This is a genomic window from Klebsiella sp. JB_Kp042 (assembly GCF_040065275.1).
In the GTDB taxonomy this organism is placed as follows: domain Bacteria; phylum Pseudomonadota; class Gammaproteobacteria; order Enterobacterales; family Enterobacteriaceae; genus Klebsiella; species Klebsiella quasipneumoniae.
In genome coordinates, this window is record NZ_JBEAJL010000116.1 from 182,278 (window position 1) to 198,635 (window position 16,358).

Genomic DNA, 16,358 nt, shown 5'->3' on the forward strand with positions numbered 1-16,358 from the left:
TGGAGATGATCAACTATTGCCTGCAATTAAAGAACTAAAGAGCCGAACATATATGCCTTTTACACTTGGTCAACGCTGGATTAGCGACACAGAGAGCGAACTAGGATTAGGGACGGTGGTAGCGCTGGATGCGCGCATGGTCACTCTCCTTTTCCCCGCCATCGGCGAAAACCGTCTGTACTCACGCAACGATTCCCCGATCACTCGCGTGATGTTTAACCCGGGCGACACCATTACCAGCCACGAAGGCTGGCAGCTCCACGTTGACAAAGTGCATGAAGAGAATGGGCTGCTGTCCTACACCGGCACCCGCCTCGATACCCAGGAAGCGAACGTCACCCTGCGTGAAGTGCTGCTCGACAGCAAACTGGTGTTCAGCAAGCCGCAGGACCGTCTGTTCGCCGGCCAAATCGACCGCATGGACCGCTTTGCCCTGCGCTACCGCGCGCGCAAGTTCCAGAGCGAGCAGTACCGCATGCCGTGGAGCGGCCTGCGCGGCCAGCGCACCAGCCTGATCCCGCATCAGCTGAACATCGCCCACGACGTGGGCCGTCGTCACGCGCCACGCGTCCTGCTGGCCGATGAAGTGGGCTTAGGTAAAACCATCGAAGCCGGGATGATCCTGCACCAGCAGCTGCTCTCCGGCGCCGCCGAGCGCGTACTGATTGTGGTCCCTGAAACTCTCCAGCACCAGTGGCTGGTGGAGATGCTGCGCCGCTTCAACCTGCGCTTCTCGCTGTTTGACGACGAGCGCTACGCCGAAGCGCAGCATGACGCCTACAACCCGTTCGAAACCGAACAGCTGGTGATCTGCTCTTTAGACTTCGTGCGCCGCAGCAAGCAGCGTCTGGAGCACCTGTGCGACGCCGAGTGGGACCTGATGGTGGTCGATGAAGCGCACCATTTGGTGTGGAGCGAAGACGCCCCGAGCCGCGAATATCAAGCTATTGAACAGCTGGCCGAGCGCGTGCCGGGCATTCTGCTGCTGACCGCGACGCCGGAACAGCTGGGGATGGAGAGCCACTTTGCGCGCCTGCGCCTGCTGGATCCGAACCGCTTCCACGATTTCGCGCAGTTTGTCGAAGAACAGCAGAACTACCGTCCGGTGGCCGACGCCGTCGCCCTGCTGCTGGCGGGCAACAAGCTGAGCGATAACGAACTCAATACCCTCGGCGATCTGATCGGCGAGCAGGATATCGAGCCGCTGCTGCAGGCCGCCAACAGCGATCGCGAAGACGCCCAGGCCGCGCGCCAGGAGCTGGTCTCGATGCTGATGGACCGCCACGGCACCAGCCGCGTGCTGTTCCGTAACACCCGTAACGGCGTCAAAGGTTTCCCGAAACGCGAGCTGCACACCATTCGCCTGCCGCTGCCGACCCAGTACCAGACGGCCATCAAAGTGTCCGGCATCATGGGCGCCCGCAAAACCGCGGAAGAGCGCGCGCGCGACATGCTCTATCCGGAGCAGATCTATCAGGAATTTGAAGGCGATACCGGCACCTGGTGGAACTTCGACCCGCGCGTCGAGTGGCTGATGGGCTACCTGACCAGCCACCGTTCGCAGAAGGTGCTGGTGATCTGCGCCAAGGCCGCCACCGCGCTGCAGCTGGAGCAGGTGCTGCGCGAGCGCGAAGGTATCCGCGCCGCCGTGTTCCATGAAGGAATGTCGATTATAGAACGCGACCGCGCCGCGGCGTGGTTTGCCGAAGAAGACACCGGCGCCCAGGTGCTGCTGTGCTCTGAGATCGGTTCCGAAGGACGCAACTTCCAGTTCGCCAGCAATCTGGTGATGTTCGATCTGCCGTTTAACCCGGATCTGCTGGAGCAGCGTATCGGCCGCCTCGACCGTATCGGCCAGGCGCACGATATCCAGATCCACGTCCCGTACCTGGAAAAGACCGCGCAGTCGGTGCTGGTGCGCTGGTACCACGAAGGTCTCGACGCCTTCGAGCATACCTGCCCGACCGGACGGACCGTTTACGACAGCGTCCATGACGAGCTGATCAACTACCTTGCGGCGCCGGAATCCACCGACGGCTTTGACGATCTGATCAAGTCCTGCCGCCAGCAGCATGACGCCCTGAAAGCGCAGCTGGAGCAGGGCCGCGACCGTCTGCTGGAGATCCACTCCAACGGCGGCGAGAAAGCTCAGGCCCTGGCGGAGAGCATCGAAGAGCAGGATGACGACACCAGCCTGATCGCCTTCTCGATGAACCTGTTCGATATCGTCGGCATCAACCAGGACGACCGCGGCGAAAACCTGATCGTCCTCACCCCTTCCGACCATATGCTGGTCCCGGACTTCCCGGGTCTGCCGGAGGACGGCTGCACCATCACCTTCGAGCGTGACGTGGCGCTGTCCCGTGAAGACGCGCAGTTCATCACCTGGGAGCACCCGCTGATCCGCAATGGCCTCGACCTGATCCTCTCCGGCGATACCGGCAGCAGCACCATTTCCCTGCTGAAGAACAAGGCGCTGCCGGTCGGCACTCTGCTGCTGGAGCTGATCTACGTGGTCGAAGCGCAGGCGCCGAAGCAGCTGCAGCTCAACCGCTTCCTGCCGGCGACCCCGGTTCGCATGCTGCTGGATAAAAACGGCAACAACCTCGCCGGCCAGGTGGAGTTTGAAAGCTTCAACCGCCAGCTGAGCGCGGTCAATCGCCACACCGGCAGCAAGCTGGTCAACGCGGTTCAACAGGACGTTCACGCCATTCTGCAGCAGGGCGAAGCGCAGATCGCCAAGGCGGCGCAGGGGCTGATCGACGCGGCGCGTAGCGAAGCCGACGATAAGCTGACGGCGGAGCTCTCCCGTCTGGAAGCGCTGAAGGCGGTCAACCCGAACATCCGTGACGACGAACTGGCGGCGATTGAAAGTAACCGCCAGCAGGTGCTGGAGGCGCTGGGACAGGCCGGATGGCGTCTGGACGCGCTGCGTCTGATCGTCGTCACTCACCAGTAACGGAACGCAAAATGGCGATGGAAAACTACAATCCGCCGCAGGATCCCTGGCTGGTGATCCTGTATCAGGATGAGCACATCATGGTGGTCAACAAGCCGAGCGGCTTGTTGTCCGTGCCGGGTCGTCTTGATGAACATAAAGACAGCGTGATGACGCGCATTCAGCGCGACTTCCCGCAGGCCGAATCGGTGCATCGCCTTGATATGGCCACCAGCGGCGTGATTGTGGTGGCGCTGAATAAGGCGGCGGAACGCGAACTGAAGCGTCAGTTCCGCGAGCGCGAGCCGAAGAAGCAGTACATCGCCCGCGTCTGGGGCCATCCGCAGCCGGCGGAGGGCCTGGTGGATTTACCGCTGATTTGCGACTGGCCGAACCGGCCAAAGCAGAAGGTGTGTTATGAAACCGGCAAAGCGGCGCAGACCGAGTATGAGGTGCTGGAGTACGCGGAAGATAACACCGCCCGCGTGCGCCTGAAGCCGATTACCGGACGGTCGCACCAGCTGCGCGTGCATATGCTAGCGCTGGGGCATCCGATCCTTGGCGACCGCTTTTACGCCACGCCTGAGGCGCTGGCGATGGCCCCGCGCCTGCTGCTGCACGCCGAGACGCTCACCATTACCCACCCCGCCTACGGCAACGCGATGACCTTCCGCGCGCCGATCGACTTTTAGGACCTACCCGGCGGCGCTTTGCCGCCGGGGAATACTGACCCGTTAATCGCGGGCAAACCACGCGTCAATCATCTGCTCAACGCGGGCAACGACGAGATCGGTGTCGTGACGACGGCTGCGCGCGCAGGCGTGCGCCGGCTCATCGCACAGCAGGCAGCGGCGCTGCGACTCGCCCAGCGACTGGCGTCCCACCTGCCCGCTCTGCGGACAGATCACATCGATATCCCACAAGCGTCCCAGCGGATGGCTCTGCTCCAGCGTACTGCACATCGCTTTGATTTCGCTGGCCGGGTGCGCCACGCACCACAGCGCTTCAGGCCCGGTCGGCAGCCACAGCACTTGACGATCCAGCGTTTGCCAGCGGTGCTTCCACAGCAGTTGATCGCAGGCCTGGAGGGCTACGCCCATCATGTTGCGATAGCGAATGCTGTCCTTCACCGCCCCGGGGGTCACCAGGGTCAGGGAAATAACAGGCTGCTGATAATGGGCCAACCAGTCGGCCTGGCGGGCTGCACGCTGCTCTTTCGCCGCCAGCAATGCGTCGATGCTGACGCCCGCCTGGGCGGGAGTATCCACTGACATTAATTCCTCTCCTACATATGATAAATGCGACAGCGCCTGGACTGTCATGATGATGGTTGCGATAGCCGATCGCGCGCTGATTGTAACGCTAAATGCGGAGCATTTAGGATACAGAACGCAGATATTTTCGGCGTTCTGTAGCGGAAAATAGCAGGTTTATCGCTGAGCGTAGCGTTATATCACGCCAGATAGTGGCTGAGGAACAGCAACCCCAGCGAGACATTTATCGCCCCGCCAATCCGGGTAGCGATCTGCGCGAACGGCATCAGGCTCATGCGGTTGCCGGCGGTCAGGATCGCCACATCGCCGGTGCCGCCCTGCCCGCTCTGGCAACAGGAGACAATCGCCACATCGACCGGGTGCATCCCTATCTTTTTACCGACCAGGAAACCGGTCGCCACCAGCGCGGAGACGGTGCTGACGATCACCAGCAGGTTGGTGAAGGTGAAGGCGTTCACCAGCTCCTGCCACGGGGTGATCGCCACGCCGACGGCAAAGAGGATCGGGTAGGTGACCGCGGTGCGGAAGAATTTATACACCATCTGCGATCCCTCCTGCAGGCGCGGAGAAACCACATTAGCCAGCTTTAACAGCACCGCGAGAAACAGCATGCCCACCGGCGCCGGCAGACCAATCAGTTTGTGGCCGAGCATCCCCATCATATACAGCAGCACCGCCAGCAGCGCACCGGAGGCCAGCGTCCCGACGTCGGTTTTGCCGCTCACGCCTTCGCTCTCGCCGAGGCTGCGGGTTTCATGGCTGCGGTTCGGCATCAGCTGCCCTTCGCCGGTCAGATGCGGGAAGCGCTTGCCGAGCTGGTTGAGGCAGCCGGAAATGACGATCGCCGTCAGGCTGCCGAGCATCACCATCGGCAACACCCGGCCCAGGGCCACTCCCTGCTCCATATGCATCAGCGCGGCGTAGCCCATCGACAGCGGGATCGCCCCTTCCCCTACGCCGCCGGCCATGATCGGCAGCACGATAAAGAAGAACACCTGGAACGGCTCCATGCCCAGCAGCGTGCCGACGCCGATGCCCACCAGCATGCCGACCACCTCGCCGCACAGCATTGGGAAGAAGATCTTCAGGAAGCCCTGAATCAGGGTGGTGCGGTTCATACTCATGATGCTGCCGACGATAATGCAGCAGATATAGAGATAGAGGATGTTGGTGGATTTATAGAATTTGGTGGTGGATTCAACGACCACGTCCGGCAGCAGGCCGTAATGGACCAGCGCGGAAGGAATAAAAGTGGCGCAGATCGCCGCCGCGCCGAGTTTTCCCAGCACCGGCAGACGTTTGCCAAACTCGCCGCAGGCGAAGCCAAAGAAAGCCAGCGTAGCCACCATCACCACGATATCGCTCGGCAGTTTACCGCCAAGGCAGTCGAGAGCGATCAGCCCCCCGGCCAGCAGAAACAGCGGCAGCGGGACGATCCCTACCTTCCAGTTATCCATGATGTGCCACCAGCGCTGCCTGAGCGTGGTTTTCGGCGTATTGATCGGTTCAAGGGTTGCAGAGAATGCGTTGTCTGTGGTGCTCATAAATTCAGCCCTGTCGTTATTATTCATTTTCAGCGTAAAGGGACAGCGGCGTCGTTAATGTGAAGCTCCCCGAATTAAAAAAGAAGTTTTAATGGTCACTATGGTTTTTATGGTTTCTATTCGCTGATCCGCGCAGGGGTGATATATCTCTGATTTATTATCGTGGTTTTTATGGTTTTTATTTCCCGCCACGCGTTATTTCCGCCGCGACCACTGGCGGTAGCCGGCGCCTGCGCCGCTGATCACAACTTTCCCTTAACATTTACGTCACGTGACAGAAAAATGATAGAGTGCCGGTATGGTGAATACGTCGTCCGGGACCTATGAAATTATCTTTTCAATATAAGCTGTTTATTTCGCTGGTCGCTTTTTTCTCAGTCCTGTTTATCGCGCTGGGTATTTATTATTACTTTGACGCCAGCCGCCAGCTTTATCAGGAAATGAGCGCCCGGGCCAAAATTCAGGCCGAAGAGATAGCCCTGATGCCAAATTTACGTCAGCAGGTCAGCCGGCATGACCCACAGGCGATTCAGGCATTTATGCAGCAAATCGCCGCCCATAGCGACGCCAGCTTTATCGTCATCGGCGACCGCCAGGGGATGCATCTGTTTCATTCCGTCCATCCGGAGTGGGTCGGCACGCGGCTGGTCGGCGGCGACAACCAGGCGGTACTGGAGGGAAAGTCCATTACCACCATTCGCAAAGGCGGCCTGGGCGTCTCGCTGCGCAGTAAAACGCCCATCATCGATGACGCGGGGCGGGTGATCGGCATTGTCTCCGTCGGCTACCTCACCAGCTATCTCGACAGCATTACCCTGAGCAAAGTGATCAATATTTTTATCGCCGCCGTCCTGCTGCTCACCGCCCTGTTTATCTTCTCCTGGTACTTTACCCGCAGCATCAAGAAACAGATTTTTTCGCTCGAGCCGCGGGAGATAGGCCTGCTGGTGCGCCAGCAAAAGGCGATGATGGAGTCGATCTTTGAGGGGGTGATCGTCATCGATCGCCAGCGGCGCATTGAGGTGATTAACCATGCCGCCCGCAGCCTGCTGGGACTCAGCCAGCCCGCCCGTCAGCTGCGCGGCCAGTCCATCGACAGCGTGATTTCCCCGCAGCCCTTTTTCGCCAGCGGCGACATGCTTGAGCGCGACACCCATGATGAGCTGTGCCGCTTCAACCAGTTGACCGTGCTCGCCAGTCGGGTGCGCATTATGCTGGAGAATACCCTGCAGGGCTGGGTGATTACCTTCCGAGACCGCAATGAAATCAATGCCCTCACCGCCCAGCTGAGCCAGGTGAAGCGCTATGTCGACAATCTTCGCATCATGCGCCACGAGCAGCTCAACCGGATGACCACCCTCTCCGGCCTGCTGCATATGGGCCATTATGACGAAGCGATCCGCTATATTCAGGCCCAGTCGGAGCATGCTCAGGAGTTACTGGACTTTATCTCCTCGCACTTCCACTCGCCGACGCTGTGCGGTCTGCTGCTCGGCAAAGCCACTCGCGCCCGCGAAAAAGGCGTGGCGCTGAGCTTCGACCCGGCCTGCCGCATTGACCGTCCGCTGCCGTCGCTGATGGAATCCGAACTGATCTCCATCATCGGCAACCTGCTGGATAACGCCATCGAAGCCACGCAGCGCGCCGAGCTTCCGCATGAGCCGGTGGAAGTCCTGATCCAGCTCAACGCCCGGGAGCTGATTATCGAAGTGGCCGACCGCGGCGTCGGCATCCGCCCCGATATCCGCGAGCGCATTTTTGAACGCGGCGTCACCACCAAAACCCGTGGCGATCACGGCATTGGTCTGTATCTTATTGAACATTATGTCACTCAGGCGGGCGGCACCATCGAAGTCGCCGATAACGCGCCGCGGGGAACGATCTTCACCCTGTTTATCCCGGCCGACGCGCCCGCCTGTCCGCAACCGGAGGCCCACGATGCATCATGACCTGGTCGATGTGCTAATCATTGAAGATGAGAGCGAGCTGGCGCGCCTGCACGCCGAGCTTGTGCAGAAACACCCGCGCCTGCGGCTGGCGGGCATGGCGGCCTCCCTCGCTCAGGCCCGTCAATTGCTCCACGCCACGCCGCCGCAGCTGGTGCTGCTGGATAACTATTTGCCGGACGGCAAAGGGGTAACGCTGATGACCGACCCGGCGCTGGCGACCAGCCAATGCTCGGTGATCTTTATCACCGCCGCCAGCGATATGGAAACCTGCAGCCAGGCCATCCGCAACGGCGCCTTCGACTATATTCTTAAGCCGGTATCATGGAAGCGGCTGAGCCAGTCGCTGGAGCGTTTTATCCAGTTCTACGATCAGCAGCGGGAGTGGAAAATCGTCGATCAGCAGAACGTCGATTCCCTCTATCAATTGCAGGCGAAGAACTATCGTATGGATAGTGGCAGCAAAGGGATTGAAGAGAAAACGCTGGCGCTGGTGCAGGGTCTGTTTAGCGGCCGGGAAGCGCACTGCTTTTCCGTTGATGAGGTGGTCAGCGCCGCCGGGCTCAGCAAAACCACCGCCCGCCGCTATCTTGAACACGGCGTTGAGACCGGTTTTCTGGAGGTGGAGATGCTGTACGGAAAAATCGGCCATCCGCGGCGGCTGTATCGCCGCGCACAGGCCAAACGCTAACCCCCTCGCCGGGCGGGAGGGGCTGGAAAACTCAGAAACCGCGCTGCTCTTTAATCAGCTCCCAGGCCTTCTGGATCTCCTGGGCTTTCTGTTTGGCCATCTCCATCATCTCCGGCGGCAGCCCTTTCGCCACCAGCTTGTCCGGATGGTGCTCGTTCATCAGCTTACGATAGGCGCGCTTCACCGTCGCCGCGTCGTCAGTCGGTTTCACCCCCAGCACGTTGCAGGCGTCCTCCAGCGTTGGACCGCGCTGCGCCTGCTGCCAGCCGGCGTTGCCGCCGTGCTGACCATAAGATTGCTGCTGCGAACCGCCGCCGAACTGGGCGCCGCCCTGCATCATTCGCAGGAATTGATCGAACTGGGCGCGGGAGATGCCAAGCTCATCGGCGATGACGAACAGCACTTCACGTTCGTTAGGGTGCAGTTCGCCGTCAGCGAACGCCGCCTGCAGCTGAATTTCCAGAAACATCCGAATCAGATCGAAGCGGCCAAAGCAGACGCTGCGCAGCTGGCGCATCTTCTCGCGCAGCGGATAATTGTCGGCCTTGCCGTCGCGAAACGCCTGCTGCGCCGCGGTGCGCGAAGCGCCGTGCAGATTCATGCGATCCATCAGCACATTGGCGACGTGAATATCCGCTTCGGTAACGCGGCCCTTGGACTTGGTCAGATGACCCATCACTTCAAAGGTGGTGGAAAAGAAGAGCGACTGACGCTCCTGCTGATTGGCGAAGAGATTCAACCGGCGGCTGCGCGCCCGGTCAAACATATGGCCGACCAGGAAGCCGAGCACCACGCCCCAGAACCCACCGCCCATCAGCAAAGCCACTGCCACGCCAATCACTTTACCCAAATACTGCATAGACTCCCCAACTGTTTGTCGCCGTTAAGCACGAATATGACCGCACGTTACCCGGCACTCGCGCCTCGGTCAATTGTGGGACATAGCCTATAATTTGCTTTATCATACTCGTCATTCAACAGGGTGCCTAACGCTCGGGCTCGAAACGGGCAGGATTAACACTAGCGTGATAAAGTTGAGTAAGTTAGGCTCTGACCGTTTGCAAGCCGCTGCCACAAGATGATGGAACAATAAATACAACGTATGAAAAAACGTATTCCCAGCCTCCTGGCTACGATGATTGCCAGCGCCTTGTATAGCCAACAAGGCCTCGCTGCCGATCTCGCAACGCAATGTATGCTTGGCGTGCCAAGCTATGATCGTCCGCTCGTGGAAGGTCAGCCTGGCGATCTGCCGGTAACGATTAACGCCGATCATGCGAAGGGCAACTACCCGGACAACGCCGTCTTTACCGGCAACGTCGATATTAACCAGGGGAATAGCCGCCTCCGCGCCGACGAAGTTCAGCTGCATCAGCAGCAGGCCGCGGGCCAGGCGCAGCCGGTGCGCACAGTGGACGCGCTGGGCAACGTGCACTACGACGATAACCAGGTGATCCTCAAAGGGCCAAAAGCCTGGTCGAATCTGAATACCAAAGATACCAACGTCTGGCAGGGCGATTATCAAATGGTCGGACGCCAGGGACGCGGCACCGCTGACCTGATGAAACAGCGCGGCGAAAACCGCTATACCATTCTGGAAAACGGCAGCTTTACCTCCTGTCTGCCGGGCTCCGACACCTGGAGCGTCGTGGGCAGCGAAGTCATCCACGATCGCGAAGAGCAAGTTGCCGAGATCTGGAACGCCCGCTTCAAGCTTGGCTCCGTGCCGATTTTCTATAGCCCCTACCTGCAACTGCCGGTGGGCGATAAGCGTCGTTCAGGCTTCCTGATCCCGAACGCGAAATACAGCACCAAAAACGGCGTGGAATTCTCCCTGCCGTACTACTGGAACATCGCGCCAAACTTCGATGCCACTATCACCCCGCACTATATGAACAAGCGCGGCGGCGTGATGTGGGAAAACGAATTCCGCTATCTGACCCAGCTCGGCAGCGGCTTAACGGAGTTTGACTACCTGCCGTCGGATAAAGTCTACGAAGACGACCACTCCAGCGACAGCAACAGCCGCCGCTGGCTGTTCTACTGGAACCACTCCGGGGTTATCGATCAGGTGTGGCGTCTGAACGCTGACTACACCAAGGTCAGCGATCCTGACTACTTCAACGATTTCAGCTCGAAGTATGGTTCCAGTACCGACGGCTATGCGACGCAGAAATTCAGCGCCGGGTATGTCAATCAGAACTTTGACGCCACGGTCTCAACCAAGCAGTTCCAGGTCTTCGATCGAGAGTCGAGCAACTCCTACTCGGCTGAGCCGCAGCTCGACATCAATTACTACCAGAACGATGTCGGTCCGTTCGATACCCATCTGTACGGCCAGGTCGCCCATTTTGTTAACTCGAACAACAACATGCCGGAAGCGACCCGCGTTCACTTCGAACCGACGATCAACCTGCCGCTGTCCAACGGCTGGGGGAGTCTGAATACCGAAGCCAAGCTGCTGGCGACCCACTACCAGCAGAGCAATCTTGATAAGTACAACGCCGCCAACGGTACGGACTACAAAGAGTCCGTTAGCCGCGTGATGCCGCAGTTTAAAATCGACGGCAAAATGGTCTTTGAGCGCGACCTGCAGGAGGGATTCACCCAAACGCTGGAACCGCGCATGCAGTATCTGTACGTGCCGTACCGCGATCAGAGTGAAATCGGCAGCTACGACTCCACGCTGTTGCAGTCGGACTACACCGGCCTGTTCCGCGACCGTACCTATAGCGGTCTGGACCGCATCGCGTCGGCCAATCAGGTCACTACCGGTATCACCTCGCGCGTGTATGACGCCGCCGCGGTGGAACGTTTTAACATTTCCGTTGGTCAAATCTACTATTTCACCGAGTCACGCACCGGTGATGACAATATCAACTGGGAGAACAACGACACCACGGGTTCACTGGTATGGGCAGGCGACACCTACTGGCGCATTGCCGATAACTGGGGTCTGCGCGGCGGGATCCAGTATGATACGCGTCTGGATAACGTTGCAACCGGCAACGGCACCATTGAATACCGTCGCGATGAAAACCGCTTAGTCCAGCTTAACTATCGTTACGCCAGCCCGGAATATATTCAGGCCACGCTGCCGTCATATTCCACTGCGGCGCAATATAAAGAGGGTATTTCGCAGGTCGGGATGACCGCCAGCTGGCCGATCGTCGATCGCTGGTCCGTGGTCGGGGCCTACTACTACGATACCAATACCCGGAAAGCAGCAAACCAGATGTTGGGTGTCCAGTATAACTCCTGCTGCTACGCCATCCGTCTTGGCTACGAACGTAAAGTCAACGGTTGGGATAGCAACAACAATGGCGGCGAGAGCAAATACGACAACACCTTCGGAATCAATATCGAATTGCGCGGTCTGAGCTCTAATTACGGCCTCGGCACCCAGCAGATGCTGCGTTCGAACATTTTACCGTACCAGAGCTCCCTGTGATGCGGCTGGTTTACAACATCATCCGCATTTGCGGTTAATCGAAATGGAAAAAGTATGAAGAACTGGAAAACGCTGCTTCTCGGTATCGCCATGATCGCGAATACCAGTTTCGCTGCCCCCCAGGTGGTCGATAAAGTAGCGGCCGTCGTCAATAATGGCGTCGTACTGGAAAGCGACGTCGATGGTTTGATGCAATCGGTTAAGCTCAATGCTGGTCAGGCTGGCCAACAGCTACCGGATGACGCGACCCTGCGCCATCAGATCCTCGAAAGACTGATCATGGACCAGATCGTGTTACAGATGGGGCAGAAGATGGGCGTGAAGGTCTCTGACGACCAGCTCGATCAGGCCATCGCCAACATCGCCAAACAAAACAATATGACCATGGATCAGATGCGCAGCCGTCTGGCCTATGAAGGCATCAACTACAACACCTACCGTAACCAGATCCGTAAAGAGATGCTGATTTCGGAAGTGCGTAACAATGAAGTGCGTCGTCGCATCACCGTGCTGCCGCAGGAAGTGGAAGCGCTGGCCAAACAGATCGGCGACCAGAACGACGCCAGCACCGAGCTTAACCTGAGCCACATCCTGCTCCCGCTGCCGGAGAACCCGACCTCTGATGAAGTCGCCGCAGCTCAGGAGCAAGCGAATGCCATCGTTGAGCAAGCGCGCAACGGCGCCAACTTCGGTAAACTGGCGATCACCTATTCCGCCGACCAACAGGCGCTGAAGGGCGGCCAGATGGGTTGGGGTCGTATCCAGGAGCTGCCGGGCATTTTCGCCCAGGCGTTAAGCACCGCGAAAAAAGGGGATATCGTCGGTCCGATCCGTTCCGGCGTCGGCTTCCACATTCTGAAAGTGAATGACCTGCGCGGTGGGACCCAGAACATCTCCGTCACCGAAGTGCATGCCCGTCATATTCTGCTGAAGCCATCGCCAATCATGAACGATGCGCAGGCTCAGGCTAAGCTGGAGCAGATTGCCGCCGACATTAAGAGCGGGAAAACCACCTTCGCTAAAGCGGCGAAAGCGTATTCTGAAGATCCAGGCTCGGCGAACCAGGGCGGTGATTTAGGCTGGGCCACGCCGGATATCTTCGACCCGGCGTTCCGCGATGCGCTGATGCGTCTGAACAAAGGGCAGACCAGCGGACCGGTGCACTCCTCCTTCGGCTGGCATCTGATCGAACTGCTGGATAGCCGTCAGGTCGACAGAACCGACGCCGCGCAGAAAGATCGTGCTTACCGTATGCTGATGAACCGCAAATTCTCTGAAGAAGCGGCAACCTGGATGCAGGAACAGCGCGCCAGTGCGTATGTTAAAATTCTGAGCAACTAATATCGATGCCTGAAACCCGTAAAGTTGTTATCACTCCCGGCGAACCCGCCGGGATTGGCCCTGACCTGGTCGTGCAGCTTGCCCAGCGCGACTGGCCAGTTGAGCTGGTGATCTGCGCCGACGGCGCCCTGTTAACTGACCGAGCCCAGAGGCTCGGTCTTCCTTTATCTCTCCTGCCATATGATGCTGCGCAACCGCCCGTTCCGCAGCGTGCCGGTACGCTGACGCTGCTTAACGTACCGCTGAGCGTCCCGGCCGAGCCCGGCGTGCTGAACGTACAAAACGGCGCCTACGTAGTCGAGACGCTGGCGCGCGCCTGCGACGGCTGCCTGAGCGGCGAATTTGCGGCGTTAGTGACCGGCCCGGTGCACAAAGGCAACATCAACGACGCCGGCATCGCCTTCACCGGTCATACCGAGTTCTTCGAAGAGCGCGCGCAGGCCAGCAAAGTGGTGATGATGCTGGCGACCGAGGAGCTGCGGGTGGCGCTGGTGACGACCCATCTGCCGTTGAAAGCCATCAGCGAGGCGATAACGCCAGACCTGCTGCGCGAGATCATCACGATTCTCGATCACGACCTGCGCACGAAATTTGGCATTGCCCAGCCGCATGTGCTGGTTTGCGGGCTTAACCCGCACGCTGGCGAAGGCGGTCATATGGGAACGGAAGAGATAGACACCATCATTCCGGTGCTGGAAGAGATGCGCGCGAAGGGGATGCACCTCAGCGGTCCGCTGCCGGCTGACACCCTTTTTCAGCCCAAATACCTTGACCATGCCGATGCGGTACTCGCGATGTACCACGATCAGGGCCTGCCCGTGCTAAAATACCAGGGCTTTGGCCGCGGCGTGAACATTACGCTCGGTTTACCTTTTATTCGTACCTCCGTCGACCACGGCACCGCGCTGGAATTAGCGGGCCAGGGAACAGCGGACGTCGGCAGTTTTATCACGGCGCTTAATCTCGCCATCAAAATGATTGTTAATACCCAATGAATAATCGAGTCCATCAGGGCCATTTAGCCCGTAAACGCTTCGGGCAGAACTTCCTCAACGATCAGTTTGTGATCGACAGCATCGTCTCGGCGATTAATCCGCAGAAAGGCCAGGCGATGGTTGAAATAGGCCCCGGTCTCGCCGCGCTGACCGAGCCGGTCGGTGAACGCCTTGACCAGCTGACCGTTATCGAGCTGGACCGCGATCTGGCGGCCCGCCTGCATACGCATCCGTTCCTCGGGCCGAAGCTGACCATCTATCAGCAGGATGCGATGACCATGAACTTCGGCGAACTGGCGGAGAAAATGGGTCAGCCGCTGCGCGTCTTCGGCAACCTGCCGTACAATATTTCGACCCCGCTGATGTTCCATCTGTTCAGCTATACTGATGCCATTGCCGATATGCACTTTATGCTGCAGAAGGAAGTAGTGAATCGTCTGGTTGCCGGACCGAACAGTAAGGCGTATGGTCGGTTAAGCGTGATGGCGCAATATTATTGCCAGGTGATCCCGGTACTCGAAGTGCCGCCGAGCGCGTTTACCCCGCCGCCTAAGGTCGATTCCGCGGTGGTCCGCCTGGTGCCGCACAGCACGATGCCATATCCGGTCAAAGAGATCCGGGTGCTGAGCCGCATCACCACCGAAGCGTTCAACCAGCGCCGCAAGACCATCCGCAACAGTCTCGGCAATCTGTTCAGCGTGGACGTGCTGACCGAGCTGGGCATCGACCCGGCCATGCGTGCAGAAAATATTTCCGTGGCGCAGTACTGCCAGATGGCCAACTGGCTGTCTGACAATCTGCCATCGAAGGAGAGCTAACCATGATCAATTCGCCTCGTGTTTGCGTTCAGGTGCAAAGCGTCTATATCGAATCGCAGTCTTCTCCGGAAGAAGAGCGCTACGTCTTCGCTTATACCGTCACCATTCGCAATCTGGGGCGGAGTCAGGTTCAGCTGCTTGGCCGCTACTGGCTCATCACTAACGGCCACGGTCGTGAGACTGAAGTTCAGGGTGAAGGGGTGGTCGGCGAGCAACCGCATATTCCCGCCGGCGGTGAATATCAATATACCAGCGGCGCGGTCATTGAAACGCCGCTGGGAACCATGCAGGGTCATTATGAGATGATCGATATCGACGGCGCGCCGTTCCGTATCGAGATCCCTGTTTTCCGTCTCGCAGTTCCAACGCTCATTCATTAAAACAATGTCAACATACCTTATTGGCGACGTTCATGGTTGCTACGATGAACTGATCGCATTATTAGCGCAGGTTGAATTCGACCCGGCGATCGATACACTGTGGCTGACCGGCGATCTGGTGGCCCGTGGCCCGGGGTCGCTGGAGGTTCTGCGCTATGTCAAATCTCTGGGCGACAGCGTGCGACTGGTGCTGGGCAATCATGATTTACACCTGCTGGCGGTCTTCGCCGGCATCAGCCGCAACAAGCCGAAGGATCGTCTGAAATCACTGCTGGAAGCGCCGGATGCCGATGAGCTGCTCAACTGGCTGCGTCGTCAGCCGCTGCTCCAGGTGGACGAAGAGAAAAAGCTGGTGATGGCCCACGCCGGCATCACCCCGCAGTGGGATCTGGAGACTGCCCAGCAGTGCGCGCGCGATGTAGAAGCGGTGCTCTCCAGCGACTCCTACCCTTTCTTCCTCGATGCCATGTACGGCGACATGCCGAATCACTGGAGCAACGAGCTGAGCGGCCTGGCGCGCCTGCGCTTTATCTCTAACGCCTTCACCCGCATGCGCTACTGCTTCCCGAACGGCCAGCTGGATATGTACTCGAAAGAAGCGCCCGAGGACGCCCCGGCGCCGCTGAAGCCGTGGTTTGCCATTCCGGGACCGGTCAGCAGTGCCTACAGCATTGCCTTTGGCCACTGGGCGTCGCTGGAGGGACGCGGTACGCCGGAGGGCATTTACGCGCTGGATACCGGCTGCTGCTGGGGGGGGGAACTCACCTGCCTGCGCTGGGAGGATAAGCAGTACTTTACCCAGCCGTCGAACCGGCAGAAAAGCCTCGACGAAGGCGAAGCCGTCGCGTCCTGAAGAAACAGGCGCCGGCCCCCCAGGCCCACGCAAGCGCAGCGCCGCCGGGCAAGAACTGCGGGCGTGGAGCCACGTTTGTGTCGGGTGGCGGCTAACGCCTTACCCGACCTACGTTTACGTGCCATTT

General features: G+C 59.1%; 13 protein-coding genes. 10 read left to right on the forward strand and 3 right to left on the reverse strand.

The annotated features are described in order from the left end of the window. Nucleotides 1-52: 52 nt before the first annotated feature. Together rapA and rluA are read left to right on the forward strand one after the other, a co-directional pair. Nucleotides 53-2,959, forward strand: a complete 2,907-nt coding sequence (gene rapA, locus ABLV54_RS25725) for an RNA polymerase-associated protein RapA (protein WP_050533890.1) — start codon at nucleotides 53-55, stop codon at nucleotides 2,957-2,959. Nucleotides 2,960-2,970: 11 nt separating this feature from the next. After that, a complete protein-coding gene (gene rluA, locus ABLV54_RS25730) occupies nucleotides 2,971-3,630 on the forward strand; it encodes a bifunctional tRNA pseudouridine(32) synthase/23S rRNA pseudouridine(746) synthase RluA (protein ID WP_023291957.1) in 660 nt (219 codons plus the stop codon). Nucleotides 3,631-3,672: 42 nt separating this feature from the next. Here rluA and citX read toward each other — a convergent pair whose 3' ends face one another. Both citX and ABLV54_RS25740 read right to left on the reverse strand, forming a co-directional pair. Then, nucleotides 3,673-4,212, reverse strand: coding sequence for a citrate lyase holo-[acyl-carrier protein] synthase (citX, locus tag ABLV54_RS25735; RefSeq protein WP_004204286.1), 540 nt, complete (start codon nucleotides 4,210-4,212; stop codon nucleotides 3,673-3,675). A gap of 179 nt (nucleotides 4,213-4,391) precedes the next feature. Next, entirely contained in the window at nucleotides 4,392-5,756 is a 1,365-nt protein-coding gene (locus tag ABLV54_RS25740) for a 2-hydroxycarboxylate transporter family protein (protein ID WP_044520990.1), read from the reverse strand. 323 nt (nucleotides 5,757-6,079) lie between these two features. On the opposite strand from ABLV54_RS25740, the gene ABLV54_RS25745 reads away from it, so the two are divergent. Beyond that, a complete protein-coding gene (locus ABLV54_RS25745) occupies nucleotides 6,080-7,705 on the forward strand; it encodes a sensor histidine kinase (RefSeq protein ID WP_048336386.1) in 1,626 nt (541 codons plus the stop codon). Then, nucleotides 7,695-8,393: a response regulator gene (locus ABLV54_RS25750; RefSeq protein ID WP_023291954.1), complete on the forward strand. Its 699-nt coding sequence runs from the start codon at nucleotides 7,695-7,697 to the stop codon at nucleotides 8,391-8,393. The genes ABLV54_RS25745 and ABLV54_RS25750 overlap by 11 nt, the downstream gene beginning before the upstream one ends. Nucleotides 8,394-8,424: 31 nt before the next feature. Here ABLV54_RS25750 and djlA read toward each other — a convergent pair whose 3' ends face one another. Next, complete coding sequence (gene djlA, locus ABLV54_RS25755) at nucleotides 8,425-9,252, reverse strand: co-chaperone DjlA (RefSeq protein ID WP_008807470.1); 828 nt, start codon at nucleotides 9,250-9,252, stop codon at nucleotides 8,425-8,427. A gap of 243 nt (nucleotides 9,253-9,495) precedes the next feature. Here djlA and lptD point away from each other — a divergent pair, with 243 nt between their 5' ends. The 6 genes from lptD to apaH are packed head-to-tail and all read left to right on the forward strand — an operon-like array spanning nucleotide 9,496 to nucleotide 16,231. After that, nucleotides 9,496-11,844 carry an LPS assembly protein LptD gene (lptD, locus tag ABLV54_RS25760; RefSeq protein WP_050533891.1) on the forward strand — a complete coding sequence of 783 codons (2,349 nt, stop codon included), beginning with the start codon at nucleotides 9,496-9,498 and terminating at the stop codon, nucleotides 11,842-11,844. Between the two features lie 54 nt (nucleotides 11,845-11,898). Beyond that, nucleotides 11,899-13,185 carry a peptidylprolyl isomerase SurA gene (gene surA / locus ABLV54_RS25765; protein WP_023291952.1) on the forward strand — a complete coding sequence of 429 codons (1,287 nt, stop codon included), beginning with the start codon at nucleotides 11,899-11,901 and terminating at the stop codon, nucleotides 13,183-13,185. A gap of 5 nt (nucleotides 13,186-13,190) precedes the next feature. Continuing rightward, nucleotides 13,191-14,180, forward strand: coding sequence for a 4-hydroxythreonine-4-phosphate dehydrogenase PdxA (pdxA, locus tag ABLV54_RS25770; RefSeq protein ID WP_023291951.1), 990 nt, complete (start codon nucleotides 13,191-13,193; stop codon nucleotides 14,178-14,180). Next, the gene (rsmA, locus tag ABLV54_RS25775; RefSeq protein WP_044520987.1) at nucleotides 14,177-14,998 is read left to right on the forward strand and encodes a 16S rRNA (adenine(1518)-N(6)/adenine(1519)-N(6))-dimethyltransferase RsmA; all 822 of its coding nucleotides are present in this window, start codon (nucleotides 14,177-14,179) and stop codon (nucleotides 14,996-14,998) included. Before pdxA ends, rsmA begins: the two co-directional genes overlap by 4 nt. A 2-nt stretch (nucleotides 14,999-15,000) precedes the next feature. Next, a complete protein-coding gene (apaG, locus tag ABLV54_RS25780) occupies nucleotides 15,001-15,378 on the forward strand; it encodes a Co2+/Mg2+ efflux protein ApaG (protein WP_004204274.1) in 378 nt (125 codons plus the stop codon). Between the two features lie 4 nt (nucleotides 15,379-15,382). Beyond that, a complete protein-coding gene (gene apaH / locus ABLV54_RS25785; RefSeq protein WP_023291949.1) occupies nucleotides 15,383-16,231 on the forward strand; it encodes a bis(5'-nucleosyl)-tetraphosphatase (symmetrical) ApaH in 849 nt (282 codons plus the stop codon). Nucleotides 16,232-16,358 lie beyond the last annotated feature (127 nt).